Origin of the sequence: Gilliamella sp. B3783 (genome assembly GCF_026536125.1) — a bacterium.
In the GTDB taxonomy this organism is placed as follows: Bacteria; Pseudomonadota; Gammaproteobacteria; order Enterobacterales; family Orbaceae; genus Gilliamella.
Window position 1 is genome coordinate 151,906 of the sequence record NZ_JAFNOU010000006.1, and the last position, 26,340, is coordinate 178,245.

The 26,340-nt window shown below is 36.4% G+C and carries 27 protein-coding genes; 13 read left to right on the forward strand and 14 right to left on the reverse strand.

Annotated features, from left to right (window positions below; translation table 11 throughout):
* Position 1 precedes the first annotated feature (1 nt).
* From J3U59_RS07655 to nlpD, 5 genes are all read right to left on the reverse strand, one after another.
* Entirely contained in the window at positions 2-598 is a 597-nt protein-coding gene (locus tag J3U59_RS07655) for a UbiX family flavin prenyltransferase (protein WP_267333011.1), read from the reverse strand.
* A 267-nt stretch (positions 599-865) separates the two neighbouring features.
* The gene (locus tag J3U59_RS07660; RefSeq protein ID WP_267333012.1) at positions 866-2,074 is read right to left on the reverse strand and encodes an aldose 1-epimerase family protein; all 1,209 of its coding nucleotides are present in this window, start codon (positions 2,072-2,074) and stop codon (positions 866-868) included.
* A gap of 171 nt (positions 2,075-2,245) precedes the next feature.
* Positions 2,246-2,824 carry a thymidine kinase gene (locus J3U59_RS07665; protein WP_065633379.1) on the reverse strand — a complete coding sequence of 193 codons (579 nt, stop codon included), beginning with the start codon at positions 2,822-2,824 and terminating at the stop codon, positions 2,246-2,248.
* A 106-nt stretch (positions 2,825-2,930) separates the two neighbouring features.
* The gene (gpmA, locus tag J3U59_RS07670) at positions 2,931-3,683 is read right to left on the reverse strand and encodes a 2,3-diphosphoglycerate-dependent phosphoglycerate mutase (protein ID WP_267333013.1); all 753 of its coding nucleotides are present in this window, start codon (positions 3,681-3,683) and stop codon (positions 2,931-2,933) included.
* Positions 3,684-3,800: 117 nt separating this feature from the next.
* On the reverse strand, positions 3,801-4,913 hold the full coding sequence (gene nlpD, locus J3U59_RS07675; RefSeq protein ID WP_267333014.1) for a murein hydrolase activator NlpD: 1,113 nt from the start codon (positions 4,911-4,913) through the stop codon (positions 3,801-3,803).
* 352 nt (positions 4,914-5,265) lie between these two features.
* On the opposite strand from nlpD, the gene rsmI reads away from it, so the two are divergent.
* The 3 genes from rsmI to moeA all read left to right on the forward strand — a co-directional run bounded on the left by rsmI (position 5,266) and on the right by moeA (position 8,754).
* Complete coding sequence (gene rsmI, locus J3U59_RS07680) at positions 5,266-6,093, forward strand: 16S rRNA (cytidine(1402)-2'-O)-methyltransferase (protein ID WP_267333015.1); 828 nt, start codon at positions 5,266-5,268, stop codon at positions 6,091-6,093.
* 185 nt (positions 6,094-6,278) lie between these two features.
* On the forward strand, positions 6,279-7,370 hold the full coding sequence (gene ychF, locus J3U59_RS07685; RefSeq protein ID WP_267333016.1) for a redox-regulated ATPase YchF: 1,092 nt from the start codon (positions 6,279-6,281) through the stop codon (positions 7,368-7,370).
* Between the two features lie 157 nt (positions 7,371-7,527).
* Positions 7,528-8,754 carry a molybdopterin molybdotransferase MoeA gene (gene moeA, locus J3U59_RS07690; RefSeq protein WP_267333017.1) on the forward strand — a complete coding sequence of 409 codons (1,227 nt, stop codon included), beginning with the start codon at positions 7,528-7,530 and terminating at the stop codon, positions 8,752-8,754.
* Here the strand turns inward: moeA and J3U59_RS07695 are convergent.
* The 4 genes from J3U59_RS07695 to folB all read right to left on the reverse strand — a co-directional run bounded on the left by J3U59_RS07695 (position 8,746) and on the right by folB (position 10,832).
* Complete coding sequence (locus J3U59_RS07695; protein WP_065633385.1) at positions 8,746-9,174, reverse strand: EamA family transporter; 429 nt, start codon at positions 9,172-9,174, stop codon at positions 8,746-8,748. The two genes, moeA and J3U59_RS07695, sit on opposite strands and share 9 nt — an antisense overlap.
* 1 nt (position 9,175) lies before the next feature.
* A complete protein-coding gene (locus J3U59_RS07700) occupies positions 9,176-9,382 on the reverse strand; it encodes a hypothetical protein (protein ID WP_065633386.1) in 207 nt (68 codons plus the stop codon).
* Positions 9,383-9,445: 63 nt separating this feature from the next.
* Positions 9,446-10,438, reverse strand: coding sequence for an MBL fold metallo-hydrolase (locus J3U59_RS07705; RefSeq protein WP_267333018.1), 993 nt, complete (start codon positions 10,436-10,438; stop codon positions 9,446-9,448).
* A 22-nt stretch (positions 10,439-10,460) separates the two neighbouring features.
* Complete coding sequence (folB, locus tag J3U59_RS07710; RefSeq protein WP_267333019.1) at positions 10,461-10,832, reverse strand: dihydroneopterin aldolase; 372 nt, start codon at positions 10,830-10,832, stop codon at positions 10,461-10,463.
* A 95-nt stretch (positions 10,833-10,927) separates the two neighbouring features.
* Here folB and rsmE point away from each other — a divergent pair, with 95 nt between their 5' ends.
* The 8 genes from rsmE (at position 10,928) to J3U59_RS07750 (ending at position 20,728) form a co-directional block, all read left to right on the forward strand.
* Entirely contained in the window at positions 10,928-11,659 is a 732-nt protein-coding gene (gene rsmE / locus J3U59_RS07715; RefSeq protein ID WP_416379556.1) for a 16S rRNA (uracil(1498)-N(3))-methyltransferase, read from the forward strand.
* Between the two features lie 194 nt (positions 11,660-11,853).
* On the forward strand, positions 11,854-12,804 hold the full coding sequence (gene gshB / locus J3U59_RS07720) for a glutathione synthase (RefSeq protein ID WP_267333021.1): 951 nt from the start codon (positions 11,854-11,856) through the stop codon (positions 12,802-12,804).
* Between the two features lie 8 nt (positions 12,805-12,812).
* Positions 12,813-13,265, forward strand: a complete 453-nt coding sequence (locus J3U59_RS07725; protein ID WP_267333022.1) for a GNAT family N-acetyltransferase — start codon at positions 12,813-12,815, stop codon at positions 13,263-13,265.
* Between the two features lie 19 nt (positions 13,266-13,284).
* Positions 13,285-13,842 (forward strand): YqgE/AlgH family protein, encoded by a 558-nt coding sequence (locus tag J3U59_RS07730; RefSeq protein WP_267333023.1) that lies wholly within the window; start codon positions 13,285-13,287, stop codon positions 13,840-13,842.
* A 3-nt stretch (positions 13,843-13,845) separates the two neighbouring features.
* On the forward strand, positions 13,846-14,256 hold the full coding sequence (ruvX, locus tag J3U59_RS07735; protein ID WP_267333024.1) for a Holliday junction resolvase RuvX: 411 nt from the start codon (positions 13,846-13,848) through the stop codon (positions 14,254-14,256).
* A gap of 100 nt (positions 14,257-14,356) precedes the next feature.
* Positions 14,357-15,394 (forward strand): phosphoribosylformylglycinamidine cyclo-ligase, encoded by a 1,038-nt coding sequence (gene purM / locus J3U59_RS07740; protein ID WP_267333025.1) that lies wholly within the window; start codon positions 14,357-14,359, stop codon positions 15,392-15,394.
* Positions 15,395-15,730: 336 nt separating this feature from the next.
* On the forward strand, positions 15,731-19,273 hold the full coding sequence (nifJ, locus tag J3U59_RS07745) for a pyruvate:ferredoxin (flavodoxin) oxidoreductase (protein ID WP_267333026.1): 3,543 nt from the start codon (positions 15,731-15,733) through the stop codon (positions 19,271-19,273).
* Positions 19,274-19,540: 267 nt separating this feature from the next.
* On the forward strand, positions 19,541-20,728 hold the full coding sequence (locus tag J3U59_RS07750) for a pyridoxal phosphate-dependent aminotransferase (RefSeq protein WP_267333027.1): 1,188 nt from the start codon (positions 19,541-19,543) through the stop codon (positions 20,726-20,728).
* An 88-nt stretch (positions 20,729-20,816) separates the two neighbouring features.
* Here J3U59_RS07750 and J3U59_RS07755 read toward each other — a convergent pair whose 3' ends face one another.
* The 4 genes from J3U59_RS07755 to zapB all read right to left on the reverse strand — a co-directional run bounded on the left by J3U59_RS07755 (position 20,817) and on the right by zapB (position 24,289).
* Positions 20,817-21,350: a C40 family peptidase gene (locus tag J3U59_RS07755; protein ID WP_267333028.1), complete on the reverse strand. Its 534-nt coding sequence runs from the start codon at positions 21,348-21,350 to the stop codon at positions 20,817-20,819.
* Positions 21,298-22,656, reverse strand: a complete 1,359-nt coding sequence (locus J3U59_RS07760) for a DUF3482 domain-containing protein (RefSeq protein ID WP_267333029.1) — start codon at positions 22,654-22,656, stop codon at positions 21,298-21,300. The genes J3U59_RS07755 and J3U59_RS07760 overlap by 53 nt, the downstream gene beginning before the upstream one ends.
* A 1-nt stretch (position 22,657) precedes the next feature.
* Positions 22,658-23,962, reverse strand: a complete 1,305-nt coding sequence (locus J3U59_RS07765) for a DUF2868 domain-containing protein (RefSeq protein WP_267333030.1) — start codon at positions 23,960-23,962, stop codon at positions 22,658-22,660.
* An 81-nt stretch (positions 23,963-24,043) separates the two neighbouring features.
* Positions 24,044-24,289 (reverse strand): cell division protein ZapB, encoded by a 246-nt coding sequence (gene zapB, locus J3U59_RS07770; RefSeq protein ID WP_267333031.1) that lies wholly within the window; start codon positions 24,287-24,289, stop codon positions 24,044-24,046.
* Positions 24,290-24,389: 100 nt separating this feature from the next.
* Here zapB and tpiA point away from each other — a divergent pair, with 100 nt between their 5' ends.
* Positions 24,390-25,154 (forward strand): triose-phosphate isomerase, encoded by a 765-nt coding sequence (gene tpiA, locus J3U59_RS07775; RefSeq protein ID WP_065633400.1) that lies wholly within the window; start codon positions 24,390-24,392, stop codon positions 25,152-25,154.
* Positions 25,155-25,202: 48 nt separating this feature from the next.
* Here tpiA and J3U59_RS07780 read toward each other — a convergent pair whose 3' ends face one another.
* Positions 25,203-25,430, reverse strand: coding sequence for a helix-turn-helix domain-containing protein (locus J3U59_RS07780; protein WP_267333032.1), 228 nt, complete (start codon positions 25,428-25,430; stop codon positions 25,203-25,205).
* A 152-nt stretch (positions 25,431-25,582) separates the two neighbouring features.
* On the opposite strand from J3U59_RS07780, the gene J3U59_RS07785 reads away from it, so the two are divergent.
* Positions 25,583-26,272 (forward strand): LexA family transcriptional regulator, encoded by a 690-nt coding sequence (locus tag J3U59_RS07785; RefSeq protein ID WP_267333033.1) that lies wholly within the window; start codon positions 25,583-25,585, stop codon positions 26,270-26,272.
* Positions 26,273-26,340 lie beyond the last annotated feature (68 nt).

A 26,340-nucleotide genomic window follows, 5' to 3' on the forward strand; every position in this document is an offset into this window, starting at 1 on the left:
GTCATTCAATTATTTTACTGTTAAGTTGCATATCCTCACCCCAGCGAGGTAAACAAGGCATATCAATATCAAACAAGTCTAAGGCTCTTGCAACGCTATGCGTTATCATATCATCAATGGTATCAATATGTTGATAAAAAGCAGGAACCGGTGGAAATATTATGCCGCCCATTTGAGTGACGGCTTGCATATTGTTAATGTGACCTAAATGCAGTGGTGTTTCTCTTACCATTAAAACTAAACGGCGACGCTCTTTAAGTACCACATCAGCGGCTCGAGTAAGTAAATTATCAGATAAACTAGTCGCAATAGCAGATAGAGAGCGCATTGAACAGGGAGCAACTAACATACCAAGAGTTTTATAAGATCCACTGGCTATCGCAGCACCAATATTATTAATGGAATAAACCTTATCTGCTAATGCTTGAATCTGTTTTATACTCATATTGGGGACTTCGTAGCGACAAGTTATTTGTGCAGCTTTAGAAATAACAAGATGCGTTTCGATATCTAACGGTTTTAACAGTTCTAACGCTTTAATACCATAAGCAATTCCTGTTGCGCCACTAATACCAATTATTATTCGTCGGTTTGCCATTTCTATCCTTATCGTTTAGTAAAATTACACTTAAATAGTGAAATACTATTTTAGCATTAGCAACGTAAAATCATCGTTTAAGTGTTGAGTCATATATATAAACATAATTTTACCGACTATACCTACCAATTAAAAGCGAATCAAGTATCAACCAGCAATACATCTTTAAACTACTTTTATTTAGATAATAATTTTAGAGATGAATAACATGAAAAAATAGATAGATGAGATAGCTACCAACTGCGCGTTGGTAGCAAAATTGGTTAGTTATTCTTTGGCCATAGGTTGAGTAACAACTTGGGTTTGTTGCGCACCCTGAATTGCGTTGATTTGCTCTTCATATTTGCTTACAGCATCTTTACCCGATAATAAACTATACGTTAAAGTAAACTCTGTACTTTGACCAGGTGCCAATTGACGAACGCGTTTTTGTTCTCGCTCTATGGTCACTGGATAGGCAAAACTGGTACCAGGCTCAAGACCCGTCACATAACCTTGCTTAAGGGTGTCGGTATTTTTCCATAACGAAAGTACCGGTAACTGTTTGGTATTAAAAGCGATACCTGCTGCTTTATCGCCTGCTTTATTGGTGACCATCACTTGTGTGTGATTATTTGCATCCGCAAATGGATAAACGTTAAAGACCATTTCATCAAAATCTTTAGTTGGACCTAAATAAGTTTGCCACGTCGCTAATCCTTCTTTCGCATAATCGTTAAAAGGTGAAATTTCTTTAACTGGCGCAACAAATCTAGCGCCTTCTTCAAGAATTGGCGTACCAAAATTGCTATGATAGATGATTTGATAATCGCGGGTATAATCACTCTTATTGGTTACAACATCGTGTATGGTAAAGTCATTACTTCCTGGCACATAGCTAAGTGATGCCCACGTTTCTAAATGACTTTTTTTGAATGTGTTTTCTTTTATTAAACCTTTAATGTTAATAGTATAGGGTGCTTTATCTTCGATTGTGACAATTAATTTTGATACAGGCGTATTTTGTGCTCGCCCATGAAGCGTATACATCATGCCATCGGCTTGAACGGCATGTCCAGTCCATTCAAAACCACAACGAACCATCATTTCGTTAAAGCCATCTAACCAACCGATGCCGCCGCGACTTTCTAAATTGATATATTTGGGGTTAACAACTTCATTAACAGGCGAATCCCAGCCTAAACGAACCCCCTCCCCTTCTACCGATAAAATACCTAAGCCACGAGTAGGAATTAATTTAATAGTCAAAACATCACTTGTTATTGTTAGTAATTCAGTTCCTTCTTGTTTACCGCCTTTAAGCACCGTGTTTTGAATAGTAAATTTTTCATTTTTTACACCCAAATCTTTGCTTGAAATCGACCAGTTACCTTCTGCAATATCTTTTTCGTTATCGATTAAGACAAACTCTTTTGCACTGGCATTACAGCTAAGCAGACCAAGTAATAGAGCAGATGAAACAATTTTGATTTTCATAGTGATTCCTTATAATGAATAAAACGAAACTGAATCGGTTCAGTTAATATGACACAAAATTGAAGGAATCAATAAAACAATATCGTAAAAATGAGAAGTCATTCACACTTTTTTCAAATCAAATAACGTTAGACAAATTAAGTGATGCCCATAAAGTAACACTGTCTAAAATTAACTTTTTGGTCTAACTTGACCTGCTTTCCAATGTTTACGACAAACTGAGTGGAACTCACTATCACCAAGATGAATTGAATTACCAAATTTAACAATTTTACCATCTTGTCCTTCTAGCAAATTCATTGTTGCTTTTTTACCACACCAACAAACTGTTTTTAATTCGCGAAAATTATCGGCAATTTCAAGTAAGGTTTTTGAACCTTCGAATAAATGGCCCATATAATCGGTTTTTAAGCCAAAAAACATCATAGGAACACCATATTCATCACACACATCCGATAGTTTCCATATAGTACTTTTAGATAAAAACTGGCTTTCATCAATCAATATACAGGCATAATTATTTTTTTTGATAAGTGCAATGATCTCATCAACACTATTATCGTCAAGCAATAATGCTTTTTTACGCAACCCTAATCGCGATACAATTTCTACCGCGGAATCACGTGTATCAACGGACGACTTAAGCAATAAAGTCTGCATATTGTTACTTAAATAATTATGATCTATTTGTAATAGTTCGGTTGATTTTCCCGCATTCATTACGGCATAAATGTAATATATTTTCGACAAAATAAGACTCTCAAGAAGTAAAGTGAAATAGATAAAAAAGAGATTGTTAAGATAATAAAAAAGGTAAGTGCTATACCTACCTTTTTAAGCATAAATTAAATATTAATTATTTTGCTTTACCTTGGTTTGCTACCGCTGCTTGTTTTGCAGCAATTTCATCAGCATTACCTAAATAATAGTGTTTAATCACTTTCATGTTGTCATCAAATTCATACACTAAAGGCACACCTGTTGGGATGTTTAGTTCAATGATGTCATCATCACTGATGTTATCAAGGTGTTTGACTAATGCTCGTAAAGAGTTACCGTGTGCTGCAATAATCACACGCTCACCTTTAGCAACACGTGGCGCAATAGTTGATTCCCAATAAGGAAGCACACGTTTAATCGTTAATGCAAGGCTTTCTGTTAATGGTAATTCTGATTCAGGTAATTTGCTGTAACGTGAATCATGTCCAGGAAAACGTTCATCTGATTTTTCAAGTGCTGGAGGTGTAATTGCAAAACCACGACGCCACAATTTGACTTGTTCATCACCATATTTAGCCGCTGTTTCTGCTTTATTTAAACCTTGTAATGCACCATAGTGACGTTCATTAAGCTTCCAGTTTTTTTCAACCGGTAACCATGCTTGATCAACTGCATCTAAAACATGCCATAAAGTATGGATTGCACGTTTTAAAACAGAAGTATAAGCAAAATCAAAAGTAAACCCTTCTTTCTTTAAAAGTTGTCCAGCTTCAGCTGCTTCTTTTTTACCTTTTTCAGATAAATCAACATCTGTCCAACCACAAAAACGGTTTTCTTGATTCCAAACACTTTCTCCGTGTCGAATAAGCACTAATTTTTTTACTGCCATGAGTATAACTCCTTTGTTTCGTAGAATAAAACGGTTAAATTTGTATTCATAATAATGCACGGAAAACACCGTGCATTATGCGTTTTATGTATCAATAAAGCTTACATAAAACTTCAATTATTTTGATAAGTATTTCAATGGATCAACAGATTGTGCTTTATAACGGATTTCAAAATGCAGTCTTACCGATGAAGTCCCTGTTGCGCCCATTGTGGCAATTTGTTCGCCTGCCCTCACTGCTTGTTGCTCTTTTACTAAAATTGATTGGTTATGTGCATAGGCAGTTAAATAATCATCATTGTGTTTAATGATGATTAAATTACCATAACCGGGTAAAGCATTACCTGAGTAAACAACACGACCGTCAGCAGCAGCTACAACTTTGTCACCCAATGAACCTGCAATATCAATACCTTTGCTTGCATTTGAGAATTTTTCAATAATCTTACCTTTTGCCGGCCATTGCCACGCAATATTTGCCACATTTGATACCGGCGAGGATGTTACAGGTATATTAGCTGAACTATTCGCACTGATGCTAGGGCTAGATGTATTATTGAGTGGCTCAGTCACCGTTTCAGTTTTTTGAGTAGTTTTAGGGGGTTGATTATTACCAGATGTGGTAGTAGTCGTAGTAGTGGTTGTTGTCATTACCGGTTTAGTTTTGGCTTGTGCTGCTGCGGTAGTCTTATCATCATCCATGTAAACCATAGAAGGAGAAGAAGTATGATTAGATGTTGTCTTTTGTGTTTGCGTTACAACTGTTGTGCCGCCACTTACATCGAGTACTTGTCCAACATTGACACCATAAGGCTCTTTAATATTATTTTTAGCCGCTAAAGATCGAAAATCATTTCCCGTTACCCATGCAATATAAAATAGTGTATCACCGCGTTTAACTGTATAGGTATCGCCTTTGTAACCACCTTTAGGAATTTCGTCATAATTACGGTTATAAACGGTTCGTTCATTAGTCGTTAACACATTATTATGAACACTGGTTGTCGTTGTAGTAACAGGTCTTGATGAAGGCGTCGAATAAGTTGTTGGTGAACTCACCGGCGTTGACATTCTGCCACCGGTTGAAATATTAGCTGGTGGTTTTTTATAACCCTGTGTCACACCATTACTCGATGATGAATCAGAAATATCTTCAATTTCAGCAGGATTTGACTGTGTACAGGCCACAATCAATAAACTTAAACAACTTAATGTAAGAATCTTTTTCAAAGCAACACCCTTCATTCATATATTTTTATGTGCATATTTTATCGCTTTTATTGTAAAAAGCTATTATATAGATTATTTTTTATGCTGGTCGAATATAATAACCAAAGCAGTTTATATTGTTAGATTTAATTTCTGCTTTATTGCTATTAATTTAGCACAAAAATACCATTTGTTGATCAACAATATCGTTGATTGCTCTACAGATGATTAATATCTTACCAACATTGAATTAATCGATTATTCGATCCCAAATAGGATTTATTTTGAAAGTGGTGAGTATATACAATAAAATGCTAGTTCGTATAGTATATTTATCGTATTTTTCAACCAAAATTGAATGTGACTTAACATAATGACTTTATATATTGTTGCAACCCCTATCGGTAATCTAGATGATATTACGCTCAGAGCAATTGAAACACTTAAAAGTGTTGATCTTATCGCGGCCGAAGACACCCGCCATAGCGGTTTACTTTTACAGCATTTAGCCATAAAAGCTAAACTGTTTTCTTTACACGATCATAATGAACAGCAAAAAGCCCAAATTTTGATTGAAAAACTTAAATCAGGAATATCCATCGCATTAATATCCGATGCAGGTACGCCATTAATTAATGATCCGGGCTATCATTTAGTCAAAGCTTGTCGTGAAAATAATATCAACGTCGTGCCTATTCCTGGCGCTTGCGCAGCAATTGCCGCGCTCTCGGTTGCTGGTCTTCCTTCTGATAAATTTAGTTATGAAGGATTTTTACCGGCTAAAACGAAAGCACGACAAGACAGTTTGGTTAAGCTAGTTAATCAATCACGCACAATGATTTTTTACGAATCGACGCATCGTTTGTTAGATACATTACACGATATGCAAACGGTTTTTGGTCATGAAAGAATGATTGTACTTGCCAAAGAACTGACTAAAACTTGGGAAACCATAGTCAGTTACCCTGTTGCAGAGTTAATTAATTGGTTAAATGAAGATACTAATCGTCAAAAAGGTGAATTTGTTTTGATTGTTGAAGGTCACACTAAAAGCGATGAGGATATCGATGAAAACGTGATTAATACCTTAAAATTATTGCAAAAAGAGTTACCGCTCAAAAAAGCGGCTGCCATAACAGCTGAAATTTATGGGCTTAAAAAAAATCAACTTTATCAACTCGGTTTAACTGTCGAGAATTAACCATAAACAAATAGCGATATATGTCTTACTTGTTGCAATCAACTAAAGCGCGGTTATTGAATAAACCTGCGAATAATTTTGCTAACTTTGCATTCAACATGAAGAACATTGGCACAATCGGCACGATTTAGTATATAATTAGCCTCTATTTTCAAGCTATTTTAGAATAAAAGGTAATTAAAAGTATGGGATTTAAATGTGGTATTGTCGGACTACCAAATGTTGGCAAGTCAACTCTTTTTAACGCATTAACTAAAGCAGGTATTGAAGCAGCTAACTTTCCATTTTGTACAATTGAACCCAATACTGGTGTTGTACCTATGCCCGATCCACGTTTAGATGAATTGGCTAAAATTGTAAAACCACAGCGCACGTTACCCACAACAATGGAGTTTGTTGACATTGCCGGTTTAGTGAAAGGCGCATCAAAAGGTGAAGGTTTGGGTAATCAATTTTTGGCTAATATTCGTGAAACTGAAGCTATTGGTCATGTGGTTCGTTGTTTTGAAAACGACAATATTATCCATGTTGCTGGCAAGATTGATCCCGCAGAAGATATCGAAATTATCAATACTGAACTAGCACTTTCCGATCTTGAAGCCTGTGAACGTGCGATAACTCGTGTACAAAAACGAGCTAAAGGTGGAGATAAAGAGGCCAAATTTGAGTTAGAAATCCTTGAAAAATGTTTACCACATTTAGAGCAAGGAAAAAAATTATTACTTTTAGACTTAAGTAAAGAAGAACTCGAAGCGATTAAATACCTAAGTTTTTTAACGTTAAAACCAACCATGTACATTGCCAATGTAAATGAAGATGGTTTTGAAAATAACCCATATTTAGAAAAAGTGAAAGCTATAGCTGCTCAAGAAAAATCAGTAGTGGTACCGGTCTGTGCTGCTATTGAAGCAGAATTAGCCGAACTTGACGATGCCGATCGTGATGAATTTATGCAAGACCTTGGTTTAACTGAACCTGGGCTTAATCGAGTCATTCGCGCAGGCTACAGCTTACTTAATTTACAAACCTATTTTACAGCGGGTGTTAAAGAAGTTCGCGCATGGACGATTTCGGTCGGGGATACCGCCCCACAAGCAGCCGGTAAAATTCATACCGACTTTGAAAAAGGCTTTATTCGTGCACAAACTATCGCTTTTGATGATTTCATTAAATATGGTGGTGAACAAGGCGCAAAAGAAGCTGGTAAAATGCGCTCTGAAGGTAAAGATTATGTCGTACAAGACGGTGACATTATGAATTTCTTATTTAATGTCTAATCCTGCTTATATCGTCGCCATTAGGCGACGATTTGTTAAACGAATTTAACCATAACTTGATAACAAATCATGTTTTTATTAAAAGCTATTTACTAGTTAACTCTTCTTGTTAGTGAATAACAAAATGGATTTTTAAAATTAAACAAGGCTCATTTTTATGCTACTCACTTTTGAACAAGCCAAACAAAAAATTCTGCAAGCCGTATCGTCCATAAAATTACCCAATTGTGAGCAAGTGAGTTTGCTTGACTCCCTCGATCGGATAACGGCAAAACCAGTAATATCGCCGATGAATGTGCCAAGTTTTGATAATTCAGCCATGGATGGTTATGCGGTAAGATTATCGGATATTGAACACGCCAAAAATCTACCAGTAGCAGGCGTTATTTATGCAGGCGATGATGTTGACAATCTTCATTGGCCGAAAGGCACATGTTTACGAATTATGACAGGTGCGGCCTTACCTAATGAGGCCGATGCCGTTGTCATGCAAGAGCAAACCGAAAAATCGGATTTAGGGATTAGATTTTTAAATGAAGTAAAAAGCGGTGATAACATTCGTCGATGCGGGGAAGACATAAAGAAAGATGCCATTATCGTTGAGTGTGGCACTAAATTAACCATACCAACCCTATCAACCCTTGCAACCCTCGGAATTAATCAACTTACCGTATTTAAAAAATTAAACGTCGCTATTTTTTCTACTGGTAACGAATTAACCTCTATTGGTGAGCCTTTATCTAATAACGCTAGTATTTATGATAGTAACCGTTTCACCTTAAGATTATTATTACAAAAACTAAACTGCGAAATTATCGACTTTGGTATTATTCCTGACGATCCCATGCAAATCAAACAGGCGTTATCTAATGCCGCTAAACAAGCTAATTTAATCATCACAAGTGGTGGAGTCTCGGTTGGTGATGCCGATTATACCAAAATGGCTCTAGAACAATTGGGCGAAATTGATTTTTGGAAAATTGCCATCAAACCCGGAAAACCATTTGCACTGGGTAAAATTGGCGATGCATTATTTTGTGGATTACCGGGTAATCCGGTTTCAACATTAGTGACTTTTTATCAATTAGTTCAACCAATAATTTTAACCTTAAGTGGACAACAACGCTCATCGATCAATACATCTTTTACCGTCAAAACTGCCTGTGATTTGAAAAAAAGTATCGGCCGAATGGATTTTCAACGCGGCAAACTCTACCTTGATGATCAAGGTGAGCTAGCCGTTACCACAACTGGTCAACAAGGATCGCACATAACACAATCGTTCAATCGCGCTAACTGCTTTATTTTGCTTGAACAAGAACGAGGCAATGTTAAAAAAGGCGAACGTGTTACCGTTGAGCTATTTAATGCACTACTAAAATAGTGCAACTAAAATTGCACCAGCGGCAATCATTAAAACGCCAATACTGGCAAGAAAGGAAATTTTTTCACCAAATAAAATGACGGCAAAGATAACAGCAAAAACAACACTTAGCTTATCTATGGGGGCAACTTGAGATACTTTGCCCTCTTTAATTGCCATAAAATAAAACAACCAAGATAGAGCGCCAGCAATACCACTAAGTGCAATGATAAATAACGCTTTTTTGTCATTCAAAAAAGTACTTATCAAATTTAGTTTACCTTGTACTACCACAACGCCCACTAAGAAGATAGCCATTACAATTGCACGAATAGCCGTTGCCGTGTTGGCATCAAGATGTTGTAAACCAATTTTACCTAAAATAGCGACAAAAGCAGCCGAAATTGCCGATAATAATGCATAAATGAGCCAAGCACTCATGTTAATACCTATCTATTTGAAACAAATACTGCTGATTATTACCGTTAGTTTCACACTGTTGTGATTTATTCATCACACCACGGCAATCTTCTAAAACGCCATGTGCTTTTGACCAATGGTATTTTTTGCCTTCATCATTTTTGCCACCACAACCAACTAAAGTTAAACTCATGACTAAGCATGACAACGCAATAAGATTAGATTTCATATGTTTCCTCAATATTCTAGGCCAATGGCTTTTTTAATTTATTTATGTTATTGGTGATTAATATTATTTTAATTCATAATTCTCGGGATTAATAGCTAAACTACCGCCTATTTTCAATAAATAAAACTGACGCGAGTGCTTAAGTGAGCTTAATAGTTCAGGAGGTTCATCTAATGGATCATCGGCTAATTCAAATGTTCCCCAATGAATAGCTATGGCAGATTGACAATTAAGTTCATCATATAACTGCACTGCTTGCGCGGGATCGATATGCTGTGATTGCATAAACCACCTTGGCGCATAAGCACCGATTGGAATTAAGGCTAAATCAATTTTGCTAAAACGTTCATTAATTTTTTTTAAACTGGGTGAATATCCGGTATCGCCCATAAAATAAACTGTCTTAGTTAAGCCATCACAATTAGACTGCATCATCCAACCACACCATAATACTTTATTGGTATCAAATAGTCCTCGCTTACTCCAATGCTGAGCCGGCGTGGCAGTAAACGTAATATCATTTATGTTAATTGAATCCCACCAATCCAATTCTATAACATTTTGTGCGCCCCATTTGATTAATTTATTTTTCAATCCTAGCGGAACAAGCAGTGTAACATTAGCAAACCGCATAATAAGCTGTTTAATGCTAGTAAAGTCAAGATGATCATAATGATTATGCGAAATAACAATAAAATCAAGCTGAGAAAGCTTATCAATACTTATTGCTGCTGGGGTTAAACGTTTAGGCCCCATCGATTGTGAAGGTGATGCTCGCTGTGAAAAAATAGGATCGGTCAATATTATTTTGTTATTTAAACGGATTAATGTTGTTGAATGCCCTATCCACCAAACGCGGTCACCGATCAACGTTAAATCTATATTTTCACACCACGTTTGTCTAAATGCATCGTACCCCATTTTGGGTGGTAAAACTTTTCGTTGTCGATGCCAACGCCAAATATCCCGCAATTTTATTTTAAATGGTTGTTCATTTTGAAAACCTTTAGCGGTTCGATGGCATTGATTAGAAATGGCATCAGGTGAATTGTTCATAATAAAATCTATACTTGTGTTATTAAAAACGAGATGTCCGTTCAATCACAACCGCTACATTAGTTGCATTAGCAATTGCGCTTGGTTTGGAGACTTTAATTTTTATCCATTTCACGGCAAATTGTTGGATGATTAATTGTGCAACACGCTCAGCAACACTTTCAATTAATTCAAATGCGGTTGAAGTGATAAAATCTGTTACAGCTTGACTCACTTTAAAGTAATCCAAACAAAGTGCAACATCATCATGTTCGCCAGCAGGTTGATTATCCCATGCCATTTCTAGATCAAGTATTAGTTTTTGTTTGATGGTTTTTTCCCACTCATATACGCCAATTGTTGCTAATGTGGTTAATCCTTCAATTAATACCCTATCTTTGCTCTGTACACTCATTATCTCAAATTCCGAAAGCTTAATTGCGTGAAAATAGAGATTACCGAATATTGAGAATTTACGCTATAATTTATTGCAAATAATATTAAATAACGATCATTATGACCCGAATTTTTCAACCCTATACGCTTTCGCAAAATAGCCTAATAGAATTAAATAATGACGCTTTCAATCATCTTATTCGTGTATTAAGAATGAAAGTCGGTGAAGAGATTACCCTTTTTGATGGTTCAAACCACATCTTGCCCGCGACCATACACGAGATTAATAAAAAATCTGTAAAAGTAACAACAAAGGATTTGATTTTAGATGATCGTGAATCACCATTAAATATCCATTTAGGACAAGTCATATCTCGTGGCGAAAAAATGGAGTTTACTATCCAAAAATCAGTCGAGCTAGGTGTTGCAAGTATTACACCTTTACTTTCTGAACGTTGTGGAGTCAAACTCGATGAGGAACGGCTGGAAAAAAAAGTACAACAATGGCAAAAAATCGTGATTTCTGCTTGTGAACAATGTGGACGTAATATCATTCCTAAAATAAATCCAGTTGTAAAATTAGAAAATTGGTGTGCAAATTTAACTGACGGACTAAAACTTAATCTTCACCCTAAAGCTAAGCAAGGTATTAATCAATTAACGTGCGAACATAACACCCTTAATTTACTTATTGGTCCGGAAGGTGGGCTTTCAGATGACGAAATAAATTTGACTCATCAATATCATTTTACTGACCTATTACTAGGACCACGAGTTTTACGCACCGAAACAGCGGCGCTAACAGCCATAACTGCATTACAAGTTCGTTTTGGTGATTTGGGATAATCAATAAAAAAGCGTGATAATAAATGTTTATTTGCATCTCATTGAGTAACGAGTATGATAGTTGCCAGCATAATTAAATGCTATTTTATAACGCCATTTATCAACAATGTTTCAAACATACCTTATAAACGGTATAAAATCGCACAACGTAATATCGTGTTAGTAAAACCAATAAAAATCAGTAAGGAGTTACCATGATTAAGCTTGGTATTGTAATGGATCCAATTAGCCAAATAAAAATAAAAAAAGACACCAGTTTTGCCATGTTACATGAAGCACAAAAACGAGGCTACCAACTTTTTTATATGGAAATGAACGACCTGTTCTTACTAAACGGTGAAGCTTATGCAACCACTCGTACTTTAACCGTTCATAATGATAACTCTCACTGGTTTGATATGGGAGATGAACAAACGCTGCCATTAAGTGAACTCGACGTAATATTAATGCGAAAAGACCCACCATTTGATACTGAATTTATCTACGCAACTTATATTCTAGAACGGGCTGAAGCAAAAGGTGTACTGGTGGTGAATAAACCACAAAGTTTGCGAGATTGTAATGAGAAGTTATTCACTGCATGGTTTGCTGAATTTACGCCAGAAACACTCGTTACGCGTCAAACCAATCAACTAAAATCGTTTTATCAAAAATACGGCGATATTATTTTAAAACCCCTTGATGGTATGGGCGGCGCCTCGATTTTCAGAATAAAAGCGGGCGATCCTAATGTCTCGGTAATTATTGAAACACTTACAGAACATAATAGCCGTTACTGTATGGCTCAAACCTACATACCGGCTATTAAAGATGGTGATAAACGTGTTTTAGTTGTTGACGGTGAACCCGTTCCTTATTGTTTAGCCAGAATCCCTCAAAAAGGCGAAACCAGAGGTAATCTTGCTGCCGGTGGTCATGGGGAAGTTAGAGCATTAAGTGAAAGTGATTGGCAGATTGCTAAAAGCATAGCACCCGTATTAAAACAAAAAGGTTTACTGTTTGTTGGTTTAGATATTATTGGTGATAAACTAACTGAAATCAATGTAACAAGTCCAACCTGTGTACGTGAGATTGAATCTGAAAACCCCAAACTTTCTATTACCGGTATGTTAATGGATGCGATTGAACGTCGATTAAATAAGTAGAGAAAAAAATGATTAGAGAATTTCAAAGTAAAGATTTAGACACAGTGATGAATATATGGCTTGAAGGTAACCAACAAGCACATAGCTTTATTGATCCGCAATTTTTTAAACAAAATTATGACATTGTCAAAATGTTAATTCCGATGTCAACGGTGTATGTACAAGATCTTAACGGTGTTAAAGGTTTCATCGGCGTAACCGAAAATTACATCTCGGGTCTCTTTGTTGTACCTGAATATCGTGGGCAAGGCATTGGTAAAGCGCTAGTTGAAAAAGCTAAGCAGCGCCATAGTGAGTTACTAGTACATGTTTATAAGAAAAATAGTTCTGCAATTAACTTTTTTTTATCGCAACAATTTGAAATTATAAACGAATCAATCAATGAAGAGAGTAACGAACCTGAATTATTGATGCGTTGTAATATCCAACATCATGTAAAAATTGGCAAATGTGCATTATAAACTATAGAAATGTGAGCATATGAATTTAAAAAATCATTTTATCGTGGCAATGCCAACTATCACTGAGCCAACATTTAGTCGATCTGTTGTATATATTTGCGAACATAATCGTGATGGGGCAATGGGGATTGTTATCAATAAACCAATACAAGATCTTAATGTCGCCGCAGTCTTAGCTCGCCTTGAAATTACCGCAAGTAAAAACTGTGCTGAACTTGAGCATCCTGTTTTTGCTGGTGGACCAATAGCTGAAGAACAGGGATTTATTTTGCATACGCCGCAACAAGGGTTTGCATCCAGCATAAAAATTTCGGATGATATAATGATTACCACATCGCTTGATCTACTAAAATCAATCGGTTCGCCTGAGCAACCTAAAGATATGTTTTTAGCATTAGGTTATTCTGGGTGGCAGTCACTGCAATTAGAAGCTGAAGTAGCACGTAATGATTGGTTAGTGACAGATGTTGATCCAAAAATTATTTTTGAATCCGCAATTGAAGATCGTTGGCAAAAAGCAGCGCAATCACTCGGTATTAACATAAATACGATTTCGCACCAAATGGGAAATGCATAATAAATGGCAACAATAATTGCATTTGATTTTGGAACTGCGAGCATTGGCGCTGCGATTGGGCAAGATATTACCAAAACAGCGAATCCATTATGCGCTTTTAAAGCGCGTGATGGTATTCCGAATTGGCAAGCAATTGAAAAAATGTTAAATGAGTGGAAACCTGACTATTTGGTTGTAGGCTTACCACTTAACATGGATGGGACTGAACAACCGTTAACTGCTCGAGCACGTAAATTCGCTAATCGTTTGCATGGTATGTTTGGTTATCAAGTCCATCTGCAAGATGAACGGCTATCTACCGTTGAGGCAAAATCTCATATTTTTGCTTCTCGTGGTTATAAAGCGCTGGAAAAGGGGCATGTTGATGCAACATCAGCAATTATCATTCTAGAAAGTTGGTTTGAAGCCAATTAATTATGTTAATTAATTGGTTATTTCATATAATTATAGATCGCCATTCCATTGCTTCCTTGCTAAAATATCAGCAATTTTTCTATTGTAAGGATTACTCCTCGTGTCAAATAACAACTCTCTAAGTTATAAAGATGCTGGCGTTGATATTGATGCCGGTAACGAACTCGTTAATCGAATCAAATCAGTAGTAAAAGCGACTAAGCGCCCAGAAGTCATGGGGGGTTTAGGCGGATTTGGTGCACTATGTGCAATTCCGCAAAAATACAAAGAGCCTATTTTAGTATCTGGAACAGATGGCGTTGGTACTAAACTCCGTCTGGCTATGGATTTAAATCGACATGATGCAATTGGAATTGATTTAGTTGCGATGTGCGTTAATGATCTTATTGTGCAAGGTGCAGAACCGCTATTTTTCCTTGATTATTATGCCACAGGTAAACTTAACGTTGATGTAGCAACTACAGTCGTCACAGGGATTGCTGAAGGCTGTAAGCAAGCGGGGTGTGCATTAGTTGGCGGTGAAACAGCTGAAATGCCAGGCATGTATCATGGTAATGATTATGACTTAGCAGGATTTTGTGTGGGTGTTGTTGAAAAAACGGAAATGATTGATGGCAGCAAAGTACAAGATGGTGATGCGTTGATTGCTTTAGCATCGAGTGGGCCACACTCCAATGGCTATTCGCTAGTACGGAAGATTATCGAAGTGAGTGGGGTAAATCCAGCAAAAACACAATTAGAAGACAAAACGCTGGCCGATCACTTACTTGCACCAACAAAAATCTATGTAAAATCGATTCTAAACTTAATTACGCAAATTGATGTGCATGCCATAGCACATATCACTGGTGGTGGATTTTGGGAAAACATTCCGCGCGTTTTGCCCGACAATACTCAAGCGATAATTAATGAAAACAGTTGGCAATGGCCTGCAATCTTTAATTGGCTACAGCAGGCAGGTAATGTGGATCGTCACGAAATGTACCGAACATTTAACTGTGGAGTTGGATTGATTATTGCGCTACCTAAATCACTTGCAGCTAAAGCCATTACCATACTCAATAATCAAGGTGAAAAGGCTTGGTTACTCGGTGAAATTAAACACTCAACGTCAAACGAACGTGTAATAATAAAATAGCCAAGTGGTTAACACTATTATTATCCAACCATACAGGTTGGATAATAATATGCAATAGGTAAAACGTAGTAGAGAACCACCCTCATTATTAGAAGGTTTTATCGTTAAGTTGATAAATCACCAACAGGTATTTTTTATTGCCTATTGAATTGATTAATTATGCCCTTTTTTAAATTTTCAACTATATTAATATCGATTTCAGTCACTCAAAAATTCAAAGAGTTAAACAAAAAATTTAACATAAAAATAACGAAAAGCTATCTTACTTTCTGGTACAATAATATTAATTATTATAACTAAGTAATGTCATAATACTCTAGAATACAAGGTTTTTTAATGATCATATCAGATGCTAATAGTGCGGTATCTTCCGTTGCTTATCGTGCAAACGAAGTCATTGCTATTTATCCAATAACACCAAGTTCATCAATGGCAGAACAAGCTAGTACATGGGCTGAATTCAATAAACCTAACGTGTTTGGGGATATCCCTAAAGTGGTTGAAATGCAATCTGAAGCAGGCGCGATTTCAACTGTGCATGGTGCGTTAATGACAGGTGCATTAGCTACCTCATTTACCTCATCGCAGGGTTTGCTACTGATGATTCCATCCCTGTATAAAATCGCTGGGGAACTGACACCATTTGTTTTACACGTTGCTGCACGTACCGTTGCGACTCATGCTCTATCAATTTTTGGTGATCACTCCGATGTGATGTCAATCAGACAAACTGGTTTTGCGATGCTCTGCTCAAGCTCGGTACAAGAAGCACAAGATTTAGCATTAATCGCGCAAATGGCAACCTTTAATAGTCGTGTGCCTTTTGTCCACTTTTTTGATGGGTTTAGAACCTCACATGAAGTCAATAAAATCTATCCACTGACTGACGAAGATATCCATCAACTTTTACCTCATGAAGCCATTAAAGCTTACCGTTCTCGAGCTTTAACACCGGATAAACCGGTTATACGAGGTACATCAGCTAACCCAGATACCTTTTTCCAATGCCGTGAAGCAGTCAATCCTTATTACAATAACACTTATCAGCATGTTGTCGATGCGATGGACGCTTTTGAACAACAAACAGGTCGAAAGTATCAGCCATTCGAATATTATGGTGCTAATGATGCCGAGCGAGTAATAGTTATCATGGGTTCGGGTGCAAGTACTAGTAAAGAGGTCGTTGATTATTTGAATAAAAATGATGAAAAAGTGGGTGTGGTAATTGTTAGGTTATATCGCCCTTTTTCCGCCAAACATTTTCTGGAAGTTATTCCGACTAGTGTTAAAAAAGTGGCGGTATTAGATAGAACTAAAGAACCCGGTGCTCAAGCTGAGCCACTTTATTTAGATATAATGACAGCTTTTGCAGAAAGCTTTAGTCAAGGCGAACGAAGCAATATACCCAAAATAATTGGTGGACGTTATGGTTTATCATCAAAAGAGTTTGATCCTTGCTGTGTTCTGGCTATTTTTACAGAACTACAATTAGAAAATCCTCGCCCTCGTTTTACTGTGGGTATTTATGATGATATCACCGGTTTATCGTTACCCTTACCTGAAAAGTCTATTCCTCAAAAATCTGCACTTGAAGCACTATTTTATGGGCTTGGCAGTGATGGCACAGTGTCGGCAACAAAAAATAATATCAAAATTATTGGGGATAGTTCGCCCTTTTATGTTCAGGGATTTTTTGTTTATGACTCTAAAAAAGCAGGTGGCTTAACGACTTCTCATTTACGTGTTAATTTAGAACCGATAGACTCGCCTTATTTAATTACGAGTGCACACTTTATCGGTTGTCATCAAGATCAATTTATTGATAAATATCAGATTGTTGAAAAACTTAAAGATGATGGCATTTTTTTACTCAATACCCCTTATAGTAAAGATGAAATTTGGCATCGCTTACCGAAAGAAGTTCAAATACAATTAATTAAAAAAAGAGCACACTTTTATATCATCAATGCAGCTAAAATAGCACGTGAATGTAATTTAGGTGCAAGAATTAATACCGTAATGCAGGCGGCTTTTTTTCATCTTTCAGAAATATTTAAAAATGACTTCAGTATTGCTCAATTAAAAGAAGTCATTGCCAAAAGTTACAGTAGCAAAGGGCAAGAATTAGTTGAAAATAACTGGAAAGCGCTTGATTTAGCTATCGCGTCACTCGAACAAATCCCATTAAGTTGTGTCGATGAAAGTAGCACATCACGCCCAGCTATTGTGCCATATAACGCACCTGATTTTGTTAAAATGGTTACAGCAACAATGCTAGCAGGACTTGGTGATAGCTTGCCTGTATCGGCTTTTCCCCCTGATGGCACTTGGCCAACCGGAACAACAAAATGGGAAAAACGTAATATTGCTGAAGAGATACCTATTTGGCAACCCGAGCTTTGCACGCAATGTAACCACTGTGCGGTTGCTTGCCCACATGCAGCCATTCGAGCCAAGGTTGTAGCGCCAGATGATATGATTAATGCACCTGAGTCGCTTAGCTCGCTCGAAGTGAAAGCACGTGACATGAAAGGTCAACGCTATGTATTGCAAGTTGCGCCTGAAGATTGTACAGGTTGTAATTTATGTGTTGAAGTTTGTCCAGCCCGAGATCGAAATAACTTCGATATTAAAGCAATTAATATGCGTCCGCGTATTGAAAACCTCGATACCCAGCGAATTAATTATGACTATTTCTCGGCGTTACCCGATCGTGATATAAAAACGCTTGAACGTATTGATATCCGTACATCACAATTGTTAACACCGCTATTTGAATACTCGGGAGCATGCGCAGGCTGTGGTGAAACACCTTATATTAAATTGTTAACCCAGCTCTATGGTGATCATTTAGCCATTGCCAATGCAACCGGCTGCTCATCGATTTATGGTGGAAATTTACCTTCTACGCCTTATACTACCGATCGTAGTGGTCGTGGACCCGCTTGGGCTAACTCATTATTTGAAGATAATGCTGAATTTGCTTTGGGTTACCGTATTACTTATGATCAACATAAAAAACGCGTTTTACGATTATTAGAGCATGTTGCCGGTGAAATCTCACCCGAAATTACCCTAGCCTTACAATCAGCAGATGTTTCGATTGCAGATAAACGCGCACAAATTGCTATATTACGTGAACAATTAGCACACTTGGATTCGATCGAAGCTAAAGAATTAATGCAAGATGCAGACTATTTAATTGATAAGTCAGTATGGGCTATTGGTGGCGATGGTTGGGCTTATGACATTGGCTTTGGTGGGCTTGATCATGTGATGAGTTTAACTGATAACGTCAATATTTTAGTATTAGATACACAATGCTACTCAAATACAGGTGGTCAGCAATCGAAGGCAACACCAATGGGTGCAGTATCTAAATTTGCCGATCTAGGGAAACACAAAGCACGTAAAGATTTAGGCATAAGTGTAATGATGTATGGTCATGTATATGTTGCGCAAATAGCATTAGGTTCTCAGCTCAATCAGACACTTAAAGCGCTGCAAGAGGCCGAAGCCTATGATGGACCTTCACTTGTTATCGCGTATAGTCCTTGTGAAGAACATGGCTATGATCTGGCTAAATCACATGAACAGATGAAAGATTTAGTCAAATCTGGATTCTGGCCTCTTTATCGGTATGATCCACGCCGCGTAGCAGAAGGAAAACCAGGTTTAGTATTAGACTCTAAATCACCAAATAGTGAATCATTGTCAGATATCCTACTGAAAGAACAACGATTCCGACGATTAGAGACATTAGAGCCGGCTGTTGCGAATACTTTACATGAACGATCAACAAAAATGGTTAACTCGAAGTATAAGTTTTTGCAGATGTTATCAACCTACTCAGATATTGAAACGCCTGCTGATAGTTAACTAACCTTATCAAGGTTAACCAAATTAACTGCGCTTATTTATCATTGTTAAATAAGCGCAGTATTTAAAAAAAAGATTTAATTGTGCAAAAAAGCACCAATAGAGTGCATTTCAACATTTCCCCTACTCACACTTACCAATACAATAAATACAAATGTTCTTGACTTAGATAACAAAATTAAGCATTACATAATCGGCAATTGAAACTGGTATAAATATTGCATCAAACTATTACCGACAGAAGATCAACTAATGGTGAGGTGAATAATGGATGCAAATTTAAATATCAGCCGTCGAAGTTTATTAACATTCTCTGGTGCGGCAATTGCTGGTTTATCAATAAATCAATTACTGTCCAAAGCCCATGCTCAAGAAGTGCAAAAATCGATCGCTTTTTCATTGCCCATGCTTGATACAGTTGTAACACCTGATGCAAATAATCCAGTAAGGCTTAACTTTAATGAGAATGCTTTAGGTATGTCACCTTCAGCCAAACAAGCAGCAATTGATGCAGTTCCTAAAGCTAACCGTTATGCTAAAGCGGAGATGCCGATTTTAAGTCAGTCATTAGCAGAACATCATAATGTCAGTGAAAAACAAATACTCTTGACTGCCGGTTCATCAGAAGGTATTAGAAGCACCATCGCTGCTTTTGTAAAACCCAATACTCAGCTAGTTATACCTGAACTTACCTACAGTGATGGAGAACAATTTGCTAAAATTTTTAATTTAAAAATAACCAAAGTACCTTGTTTAAATGACTGGAAAATTGATATCAACGGGTTAAGAAAAGCCGTTGAAGCTCATCAAGGATTCTCAATAGTTTATTTAGTTAACCCTAATAATCCAACTTCTACTGTGTTTGGTTTACCTGAAATTGAATCATGGGTAGCGAGCAAACCTAACAATACTATTTTTATTTTTGATGAAGCATATGCCGAATTTGTCAATGATCCAACCTTTAAGTCTGCCGATAAATTTATTACACAAGGTTACGAAAATATTGTATTACTTAAAACATTTTCAAAAATACACGCAATGGCGGGATTACGTGTTGGTTATGTTGTTAGTACCGAAGTTCACATACAAAATATTTCACAATATGTCGCAGGTGAAAAACTTAATTATTGTGGTGTTTGTGCTGCTTTGGCTTCGATGAAAGATAAACAATATCTGACTTATTCCAAAAAAGCTGTTGATGTATCGAGGGAAATTATGGAAAAAACATTATCAGACCTTGGGCTACATTATCTTAAATCAGAAACAAACTTCATATTTCACCAAACGCCAATTGATTTGAAGAAATATCGTGAATTGATGAAACAAAAATTTATATTAATTGGTAGAGATTTTGCACCAGCTACAAACTGGTGTCGAATATCACTTGGAACACCAGGTGAAATGCTTTATGTGGCTAATGTAATGCGTGAATTGAAAGAACAGGGGAAAATTTAATTTAGCAATGCTCAAAAATAATAAAGCTCTCGAAATCAGTTAACTTAGAGAGCTTTTTAATTTATTAATTTGTAATCAATTGAGTTGACTAACCATCTGTTAAGCGACGCGTCATCCAATAATGTTTTTTCCAATAATCTTCATTTAAACTGGAATAAATTACGCCTTTAGAAGTTGATGCATGTAAAAATTTACCATCAGCATAATAAATACCAACATGTAGACCACTTTGGCTACGACCAGTTTTAAAGAATACTAAATCACCTGCTTTAGGTTGAGAGACTTTATAACCTAATTGAGCTTGAGCTGATGCACTTCGCGGTAATGTCTTAGACAGTTTATTTTTGAAAAAATTAACAACTAAACCAGAACAATCGCTACCCGATAATGTCGTTCCACCGAACCGGTACGGGGTTTTTTGCCATTTTTTATAGTGAGATTCAATCTTTGCTAACATTTGCGGGTCAGGTTTAGTGGTTTTCGTTGATACCTGCCCTTGACTTGTACTACATCCAAATAACATAAAAAGAGAAAAAAGCAAAGTCGTTATTAAAAATCGCTTCTTCACACTAAAAAAGTTGTTCGGCAACATGCTTGATCGTCGATTGTCTTTTTTTGTCATTTCTTTTTGTTCCTTTATTTAAAGTCGACCATTGCGAATAGCGTCTTGCTATTTTTAACTCTTTTGGCAACACACCTTTTTCCCACTCTTGTTGTTCTAATTTTGACAACTTGATCGGATTAGTGTTCGCATGGCTGCGATGATTTAAACTTTCTTTCAGACTAAGCAGCCGTAAAGAAAGAAAACAAATAATAACATCATCAACACTTAGTTTACTATAACCAGAAAGCTGATACCGCATTCTAGAACCATAATGTTTGGCAGTTTGCATTATACTGCCTACTGCTGCTCCAATTAAAGCAGCTGAGCCAAGCGTAATTCCGCCTGTAGCTAAATCTATGCTTGCCCCAATAGTTGCACCTGACACAAAACCTTTCGTCAAATGCACACCCATTCGTTTTAATGCATCAATATTAAATAGATCTGCATTATAGCGCCCTTTTATTAAAGGTAAAGTCTCAAAACTCTCTAAATCAGAATTAAATTGATAAAGTTTCAACAATTCATTTATTGCCAATTGTTCGCGCTTTCTAACTTGATCTTGCATTTGAGCAATTGCCTGTTGATCATCAATTTTTGCCATCTTGTAAAAGGCAGTCACATCAACCAGTGCTTCCGCAATAATCAAGTTAGCACTTTGATGACGAGATTGCCGCATTTGTGCAATTTGATCTAACCATTGATCTAAGATCTTTTTGGCAGGTTCGAGCAATAAAGCAAGACTTTTATATAATCGTTCCTCGCCATCTAGGGGCGGAACTATAGCGTCAAACCGTATGATAGCATGTATCCCCACGCGTGAGAGTAATCTTTTCCATTCCTTTTCATTTTCTTTTTCGCTTGCGGTAAAATTTAATACGGCAAGCATTGGTTTATCACTACTCGCAAGTATTGCAAGCTCATCATGATATTTATCTAAAATCGGCTCACGCACGTCTATAACATAGATTGCCGCATCACTTTTGAGCAATTGTCGGATGACTTTTGCTTCTTGATCAAAACTATTTTCGGCTTCTGGACTTTGTAAAAAAATCGTTAATTTATCGATCCCATCTAGTTTACCGCTATCGATAGTTAATTGATGAATATAATCGTACAACGCTAAGCTGTCTTCCAATCCAGGTGTATCATAATAAATGATAGATTGATGATGTGCTAAAGGTAATGTAATGGACTGGACATTCCTTGTGGTCCCAGGTTTATCTGAAACTTCACCAAATTGGCTATTGTGTATTAAAGTTCGCAATAAAGACGTTTTACCGACATTGGCATGCCCGACTACAGCTAATTTTAATGTTGTTAACATGTCAAAACTCCTCACTTAACCAAGTGGGTGTTGCTAATTGTAGCGATAAAGCTTGCCAGTTTTTCATTTGCTTACCGTTATTGATAAACCAAAGGCGATTTTGCTGTGATTTATTCATAAGCTGATTAATTAAATTTAACATACCTCTATCTGGTGCTCTATCGGTATCAATAGCGATCAATAACTTTTTAGCTGGCGTTAATTGCAAATAATCTAGAATGTTACGCCGCTGTTCTCGCGTATTTAAAAAGCCTAAAAACGTAACCGAATTTGGTGGGGTCCAGCTTTCAGTGATATCAATTGCGACTAAAAAAGCGCCCTTTGCATTTTCAACATAGTGATAAGGTGAATAATTTATGGAATGCTCCCCATGCTTATCTTCATCTTCTATATTCACTGAAATAGGTTGTAACTCGTTAGTTAAAACCTGAAAATGTGGATGTTTGGTGTCCAATTTCACTTTTCGACTGCAAATCAACCAATTTATAGCACAAACTATCATGCATAAAAATCGAATAGCTACACCATAAACAATAAATACACCCAATAACCAAACAGCCCAAGCAAAACGGGCATCGCCAGAATTTAATGCGTGCTCACTCGCTCGAATAACATCATCATTAGGGATGGTAAAACCAATTAAAGCAGGTATCGAACCTAAATAATGCGTTAAATCAATAATAGTACCAGAGCTTAATAAAGTTGTTTTCCATTCAAAGCGATAATGTTCAGTTGAAAACAGTACAACTAATACCACCAGTGCACTCGTTAATATAAAAGTCCAAAAAAGATTGAGTATAAAACCAATTAGCCAGCGAATTTGACTACCAAATAGTTCAACAAAAGCGGGAATAAGTTGTTGGACAGTCTTTTTTTGTGAAAATTTTTTAGTTAACCATAACCAACAGTAAACCAATATACTGCCACCCCAATTTGAAAAAAAGAAAAAAGACATTAACCAAACGATTAAAGTGACTAAATGTACCCCTAATAGACTAAACAAAGCCCAATATAAATTAATCGGATCTTGGCTTAAGGCACTTAACGCTAATGAAGCGCCAAGCATAATAGAAAGAAAAATTAATATAATGAAAGAGAGATTTGCTGCCCGTAATAACGTCTGTTGGGCTGAAAATAATCCATTTTTTTTAGACAGCATTAAGGCACGCATCACAATGCGATTAATAGATGAAGTTTGAGCGGCTCTTACTTGTCGATTAATGTCTTGATCCGCAAAACGCCCAGATTCTTGTTCAATTAAATGAATAGTTTGAGCAATCCATAATGATTTTAACTCTTCACGCATTGTGTATAATTTTCGCCATCACTTTAATGAATAACAAAAACAAACGCGACATATGCCGCGTTAACAAACAGATATAACAACTTATTGTGTAATTTCACCAATTTTACTTAATAAAGTTTGAATACGTTGTTGCCATATTTGTTGATCTTGTTTAAGTTTTTCGTTTTCGTCTCGCAATGCTTTCATTTCGTCAGAACTATCATTAATTAATTGTTCTAGCTCTTGATTACCTTGTTTTAACGTTGCAATTTCTTGTTGCAAAGTAGTGATTGTATTAACAGTGTGTTGAATTCTATTTTCTAATTGGTTCAAAATTTCTAATGACATATTTTTCCTCAAGCTCAAAATATTTGGTGTATAATGCAAACCATTATAGCGAATTCATTCTAAAATCAACACTATTTTAAACTTTAAGTTGGAGAAAATTATGCGTAAACCACTAGTCATGGGGAATTGGAAACTCAATGGTAGCATTGATATGGCTAAAAACTTAGTAGAAGGACTTCGAAATGAGCTATCTACTGATATTGAATGCAGTATCGCTATAGCACCACCTGTTGTCTATCTTGATTTTGTTAAACATCAGTTAGGCGGTTCAAATATCATTTTAGGTGCACAAGACGTAGATGTGAATCTTTCAGGGGCATTTACGGGCGAAGTATCAGCTAACATGTTAAAAGAAATTGGTGTAACACATGTTATTATTGGGCACTCTGAACGACGCACTTATCATAAAGAATCAGATGAATATATTGCTAAAAAATTCGGCGTGTTAAAAGATGCAGGACTTGTGCCGGTACTTTGTATTGGTGAAACAGAATCTGAAAACGAAGCAGGACAAACACAAGCGGTTTGTGCTCGTCAAATTGACGCGGTTATCAAAGCATTAGGAGTACAAGCATTCAATGGTGCAGTTATTGCCTACGAACCGGTTTGGGCAATTGGTACAGGTAAATCAGCTACCCCTGCGCAAGCCCAAGCTGTACATAAATTTATTCGTGAACATATCGCTAAGCAAGATGTTAATGTTGCTGAGCAAGTTATCATCCAATACGGTGGTTCAGTAAATGATAAAAATGCAGCAGAGCTATTTACTCAGCCAGATATTGATGGTGCATTAGTCGGTGGTGCATCACTAAAAGCCGATGCTTTTGCAGCGATTGTTAAAGCAGCAGAACAAGCTAAAAAATAATTTAATGACGCCTGTAAGGGCGTCTTTTTTTATAGAATTTTATTTAAACTATTTTTTTCCAGTTGGGGCATAGCGAGAAGGCCAAATAGTTTCAACCGGAACCTGCAAATATTCAGAAATAATTCTTTCGTATTTAGGACAATGACGATATAGCGCATTTCTTAAAGTATCAGCTTGTAATCCGCTCGCTCTTGATAAAGCTCTTAAATTTCCACCTCTAATTTTAATTTCGCCCACGACTCTTGATGGTGACCAGTCTTGATCTTGTTCTCTCATTATGAGATCCTCTATTGGTTAATTTTTTTGCTATTGTAATGATTATCGGTATTACAACGCTGAATAGATATGAATTTACCGGCAGAGAATAACATATAAAAAAACGAAACAAAACTACAAAAACAAAAAAAACACATGAAATGGAATAGAAAATGAACAAAAAGAACTTTAAAACACTTAATGAGCAAGAAAAAACGTCGATTTTAATAAACACAGGGGTGATAAATTTCAAAAATCGATTAACATTAGTCTTAGAAGGACTATCGGGTAATGCTTTTGCTAAAAAAGTAGGTATGTCTGAAGCTGTAATTCGAGATTATCTATCTGGTAAAACTTATCCTTCACTTAATCGCTTGGCCATCATTGCACATAAGTGTGAAGTTCCAATAGAATGGTTAGCAACAGGAAAAGGCGAATGTAGATTGTTAAGTGAATCACAAAATCGAGGATCAATACATATACCTTTCCACAATCTAAATAAAACGAGTAATTCTTTAGCCGACATTCAATCTATTCCCTTCGAAACGAGCTTACTTAAACATCAAGATTGTCATAATGATGATTTAACTGCGGTATGGGCTAAAGGCGATAGTATGGAACCTACAATCGCAAACCACGACATTCTTATCATTAATAAAGCATATTGCAAACCTATTGATGGTTATTTGTATGCAGTACAGTATGATGATCAAATCAGTATAAAACGAATTCAAAATCAAGGTTCTAATTTAGCCTTATTATGTGACAATTCGAAATATCCAACTATTATGGTTAATAAAAATTCACCACTCGATTTTGAAATTATTGGTCATGTTGTTTATCTTCTGAAAAAACTAAATTAACTATCATAAATAAAGTCACTTGTTCATGCATGAATAAGTGACTAAAAAAAAGACAAATTCGTTTTTTT

What these genes read in the sequence shown, in the direction of transcription:
- J3U59_RS07655 (WP_267333011.1), bottom strand. Translation starts at nt 598, where the DNA reads ATGGCAAACCGACGAATAATAATTGGTATTAGTGGCGCAACAGGAATT.
- J3U59_RS07660 (WP_267333012.1), bottom strand. Translation starts at nt 2,074, where the DNA reads ATGAAAATCAAAATTGTTTCATCTGCTCTATTACTTGGTCTGCTTAGC.
- gpmA (WP_267333013.1), bottom strand. Translation starts at nt 3,683, where the DNA reads ATGGCAGTAAAAAAATTAGTGCTTATTCGACACGGAGAAAGTGTTTGG.
- rsmI (WP_267333015.1), top strand. Translation starts at nt 5,266, where the DNA reads ATGACTTTATATATTGTTGCAACCCCTATCGGTAATCTAGATGATATT.
- ychF (WP_267333016.1), top strand. Translation starts at nt 6,279, where the DNA reads ATGGGATTTAAATGTGGTATTGTCGGACTACCAAATGTTGGCAAGTCA.
- moeA (WP_267333017.1), top strand. Translation starts at nt 7,528, where the DNA reads ATGCTACTCACTTTTGAACAAGCCAAACAAAAAATTCTGCAAGCCGTA.
- J3U59_RS07695 (WP_065633385.1), bottom strand. Translation starts at nt 9,174, where the DNA reads ATGAGTGCTTGGCTCATTTATGCATTATTATCGGCAATTTCGGCTGCT.
- J3U59_RS07700 (WP_065633386.1), bottom strand. Translation starts at nt 9,382, where the DNA reads ATGAAATCTAATCTTATTGCGTTGTCATGCTTAGTCATGAGTTTAACT.
- J3U59_RS07705 (WP_267333018.1), bottom strand. Translation starts at nt 10,438, where the DNA reads ATGAACAATTCACCTGATGCCATTTCTAATCAATGCCATCGAACCGCT.
- folB (WP_267333019.1), bottom strand. Translation starts at nt 10,832, where the DNA reads ATGAGTGTACAGAGCAAAGATAGGGTATTAATTGAAGGATTAACCACA.
- gshB (WP_267333021.1), top strand. Translation starts at nt 11,854, where the DNA reads ATGATTAAGCTTGGTATTGTAATGGATCCAATTAGCCAAATAAAAATA.
- J3U59_RS07725 (WP_267333022.1), top strand. Translation starts at nt 12,813, where the DNA reads ATGATTAGAGAATTTCAAAGTAAAGATTTAGACACAGTGATGAATATA.
- J3U59_RS07730 (WP_267333023.1), top strand. Translation starts at nt 13,285, where the DNA reads ATGAATTTAAAAAATCATTTTATCGTGGCAATGCCAACTATCACTGAG.
- ruvX (WP_267333024.1), top strand. Translation starts at nt 13,846, where the DNA reads ATGGCAACAATAATTGCATTTGATTTTGGAACTGCGAGCATTGGCGCT.
- nifJ (WP_267333026.1), top strand. Translation starts at nt 15,731, where the DNA reads ATGATCATATCAGATGCTAATAGTGCGGTATCTTCCGTTGCTTATCGT.
- J3U59_RS07750 (WP_267333027.1), top strand. Translation starts at nt 19,541, where the DNA reads ATGGATGCAAATTTAAATATCAGCCGTCGAAGTTTATTAACATTCTCT.
- J3U59_RS07755 (WP_267333028.1), bottom strand. Translation starts at nt 21,350, where the DNA reads ATGACAAAAAAAGACAATCGACGATCAAGCATGTTGCCGAACAACTTT.
- J3U59_RS07760 (WP_267333029.1), bottom strand. Translation starts at nt 22,656, where the DNA reads ATGTTAACAACATTAAAATTAGCTGTAGTCGGGCATGCCAATGTCGGT.
- J3U59_RS07765 (WP_267333030.1), bottom strand. Translation starts at nt 23,962, where the DNA reads ATGCGTGAAGAGTTAAAATCATTATGGATTGCTCAAACTATTCATTTA.
- zapB (WP_267333031.1), bottom strand. Translation starts at nt 24,289, where the DNA reads ATGTCATTAGAAATTTTGAACCAATTAGAAAATAGAATTCAACACACT.
- tpiA (WP_065633400.1), top strand. Translation starts at nt 24,390, where the DNA reads ATGCGTAAACCACTAGTCATGGGGAATTGGAAACTCAATGGTAGCATT.
- J3U59_RS07780 (WP_267333032.1), bottom strand. Translation starts at nt 25,430, where the DNA reads ATGAGAGAACAAGATCAAGACTGGTCACCATCAAGAGTCGTGGGCGAA.
- J3U59_RS07785 (WP_267333033.1), top strand. Translation starts at nt 25,583, where the DNA reads ATGAACAAAAAGAACTTTAAAACACTTAATGAGCAAGAAAAAACGTCG.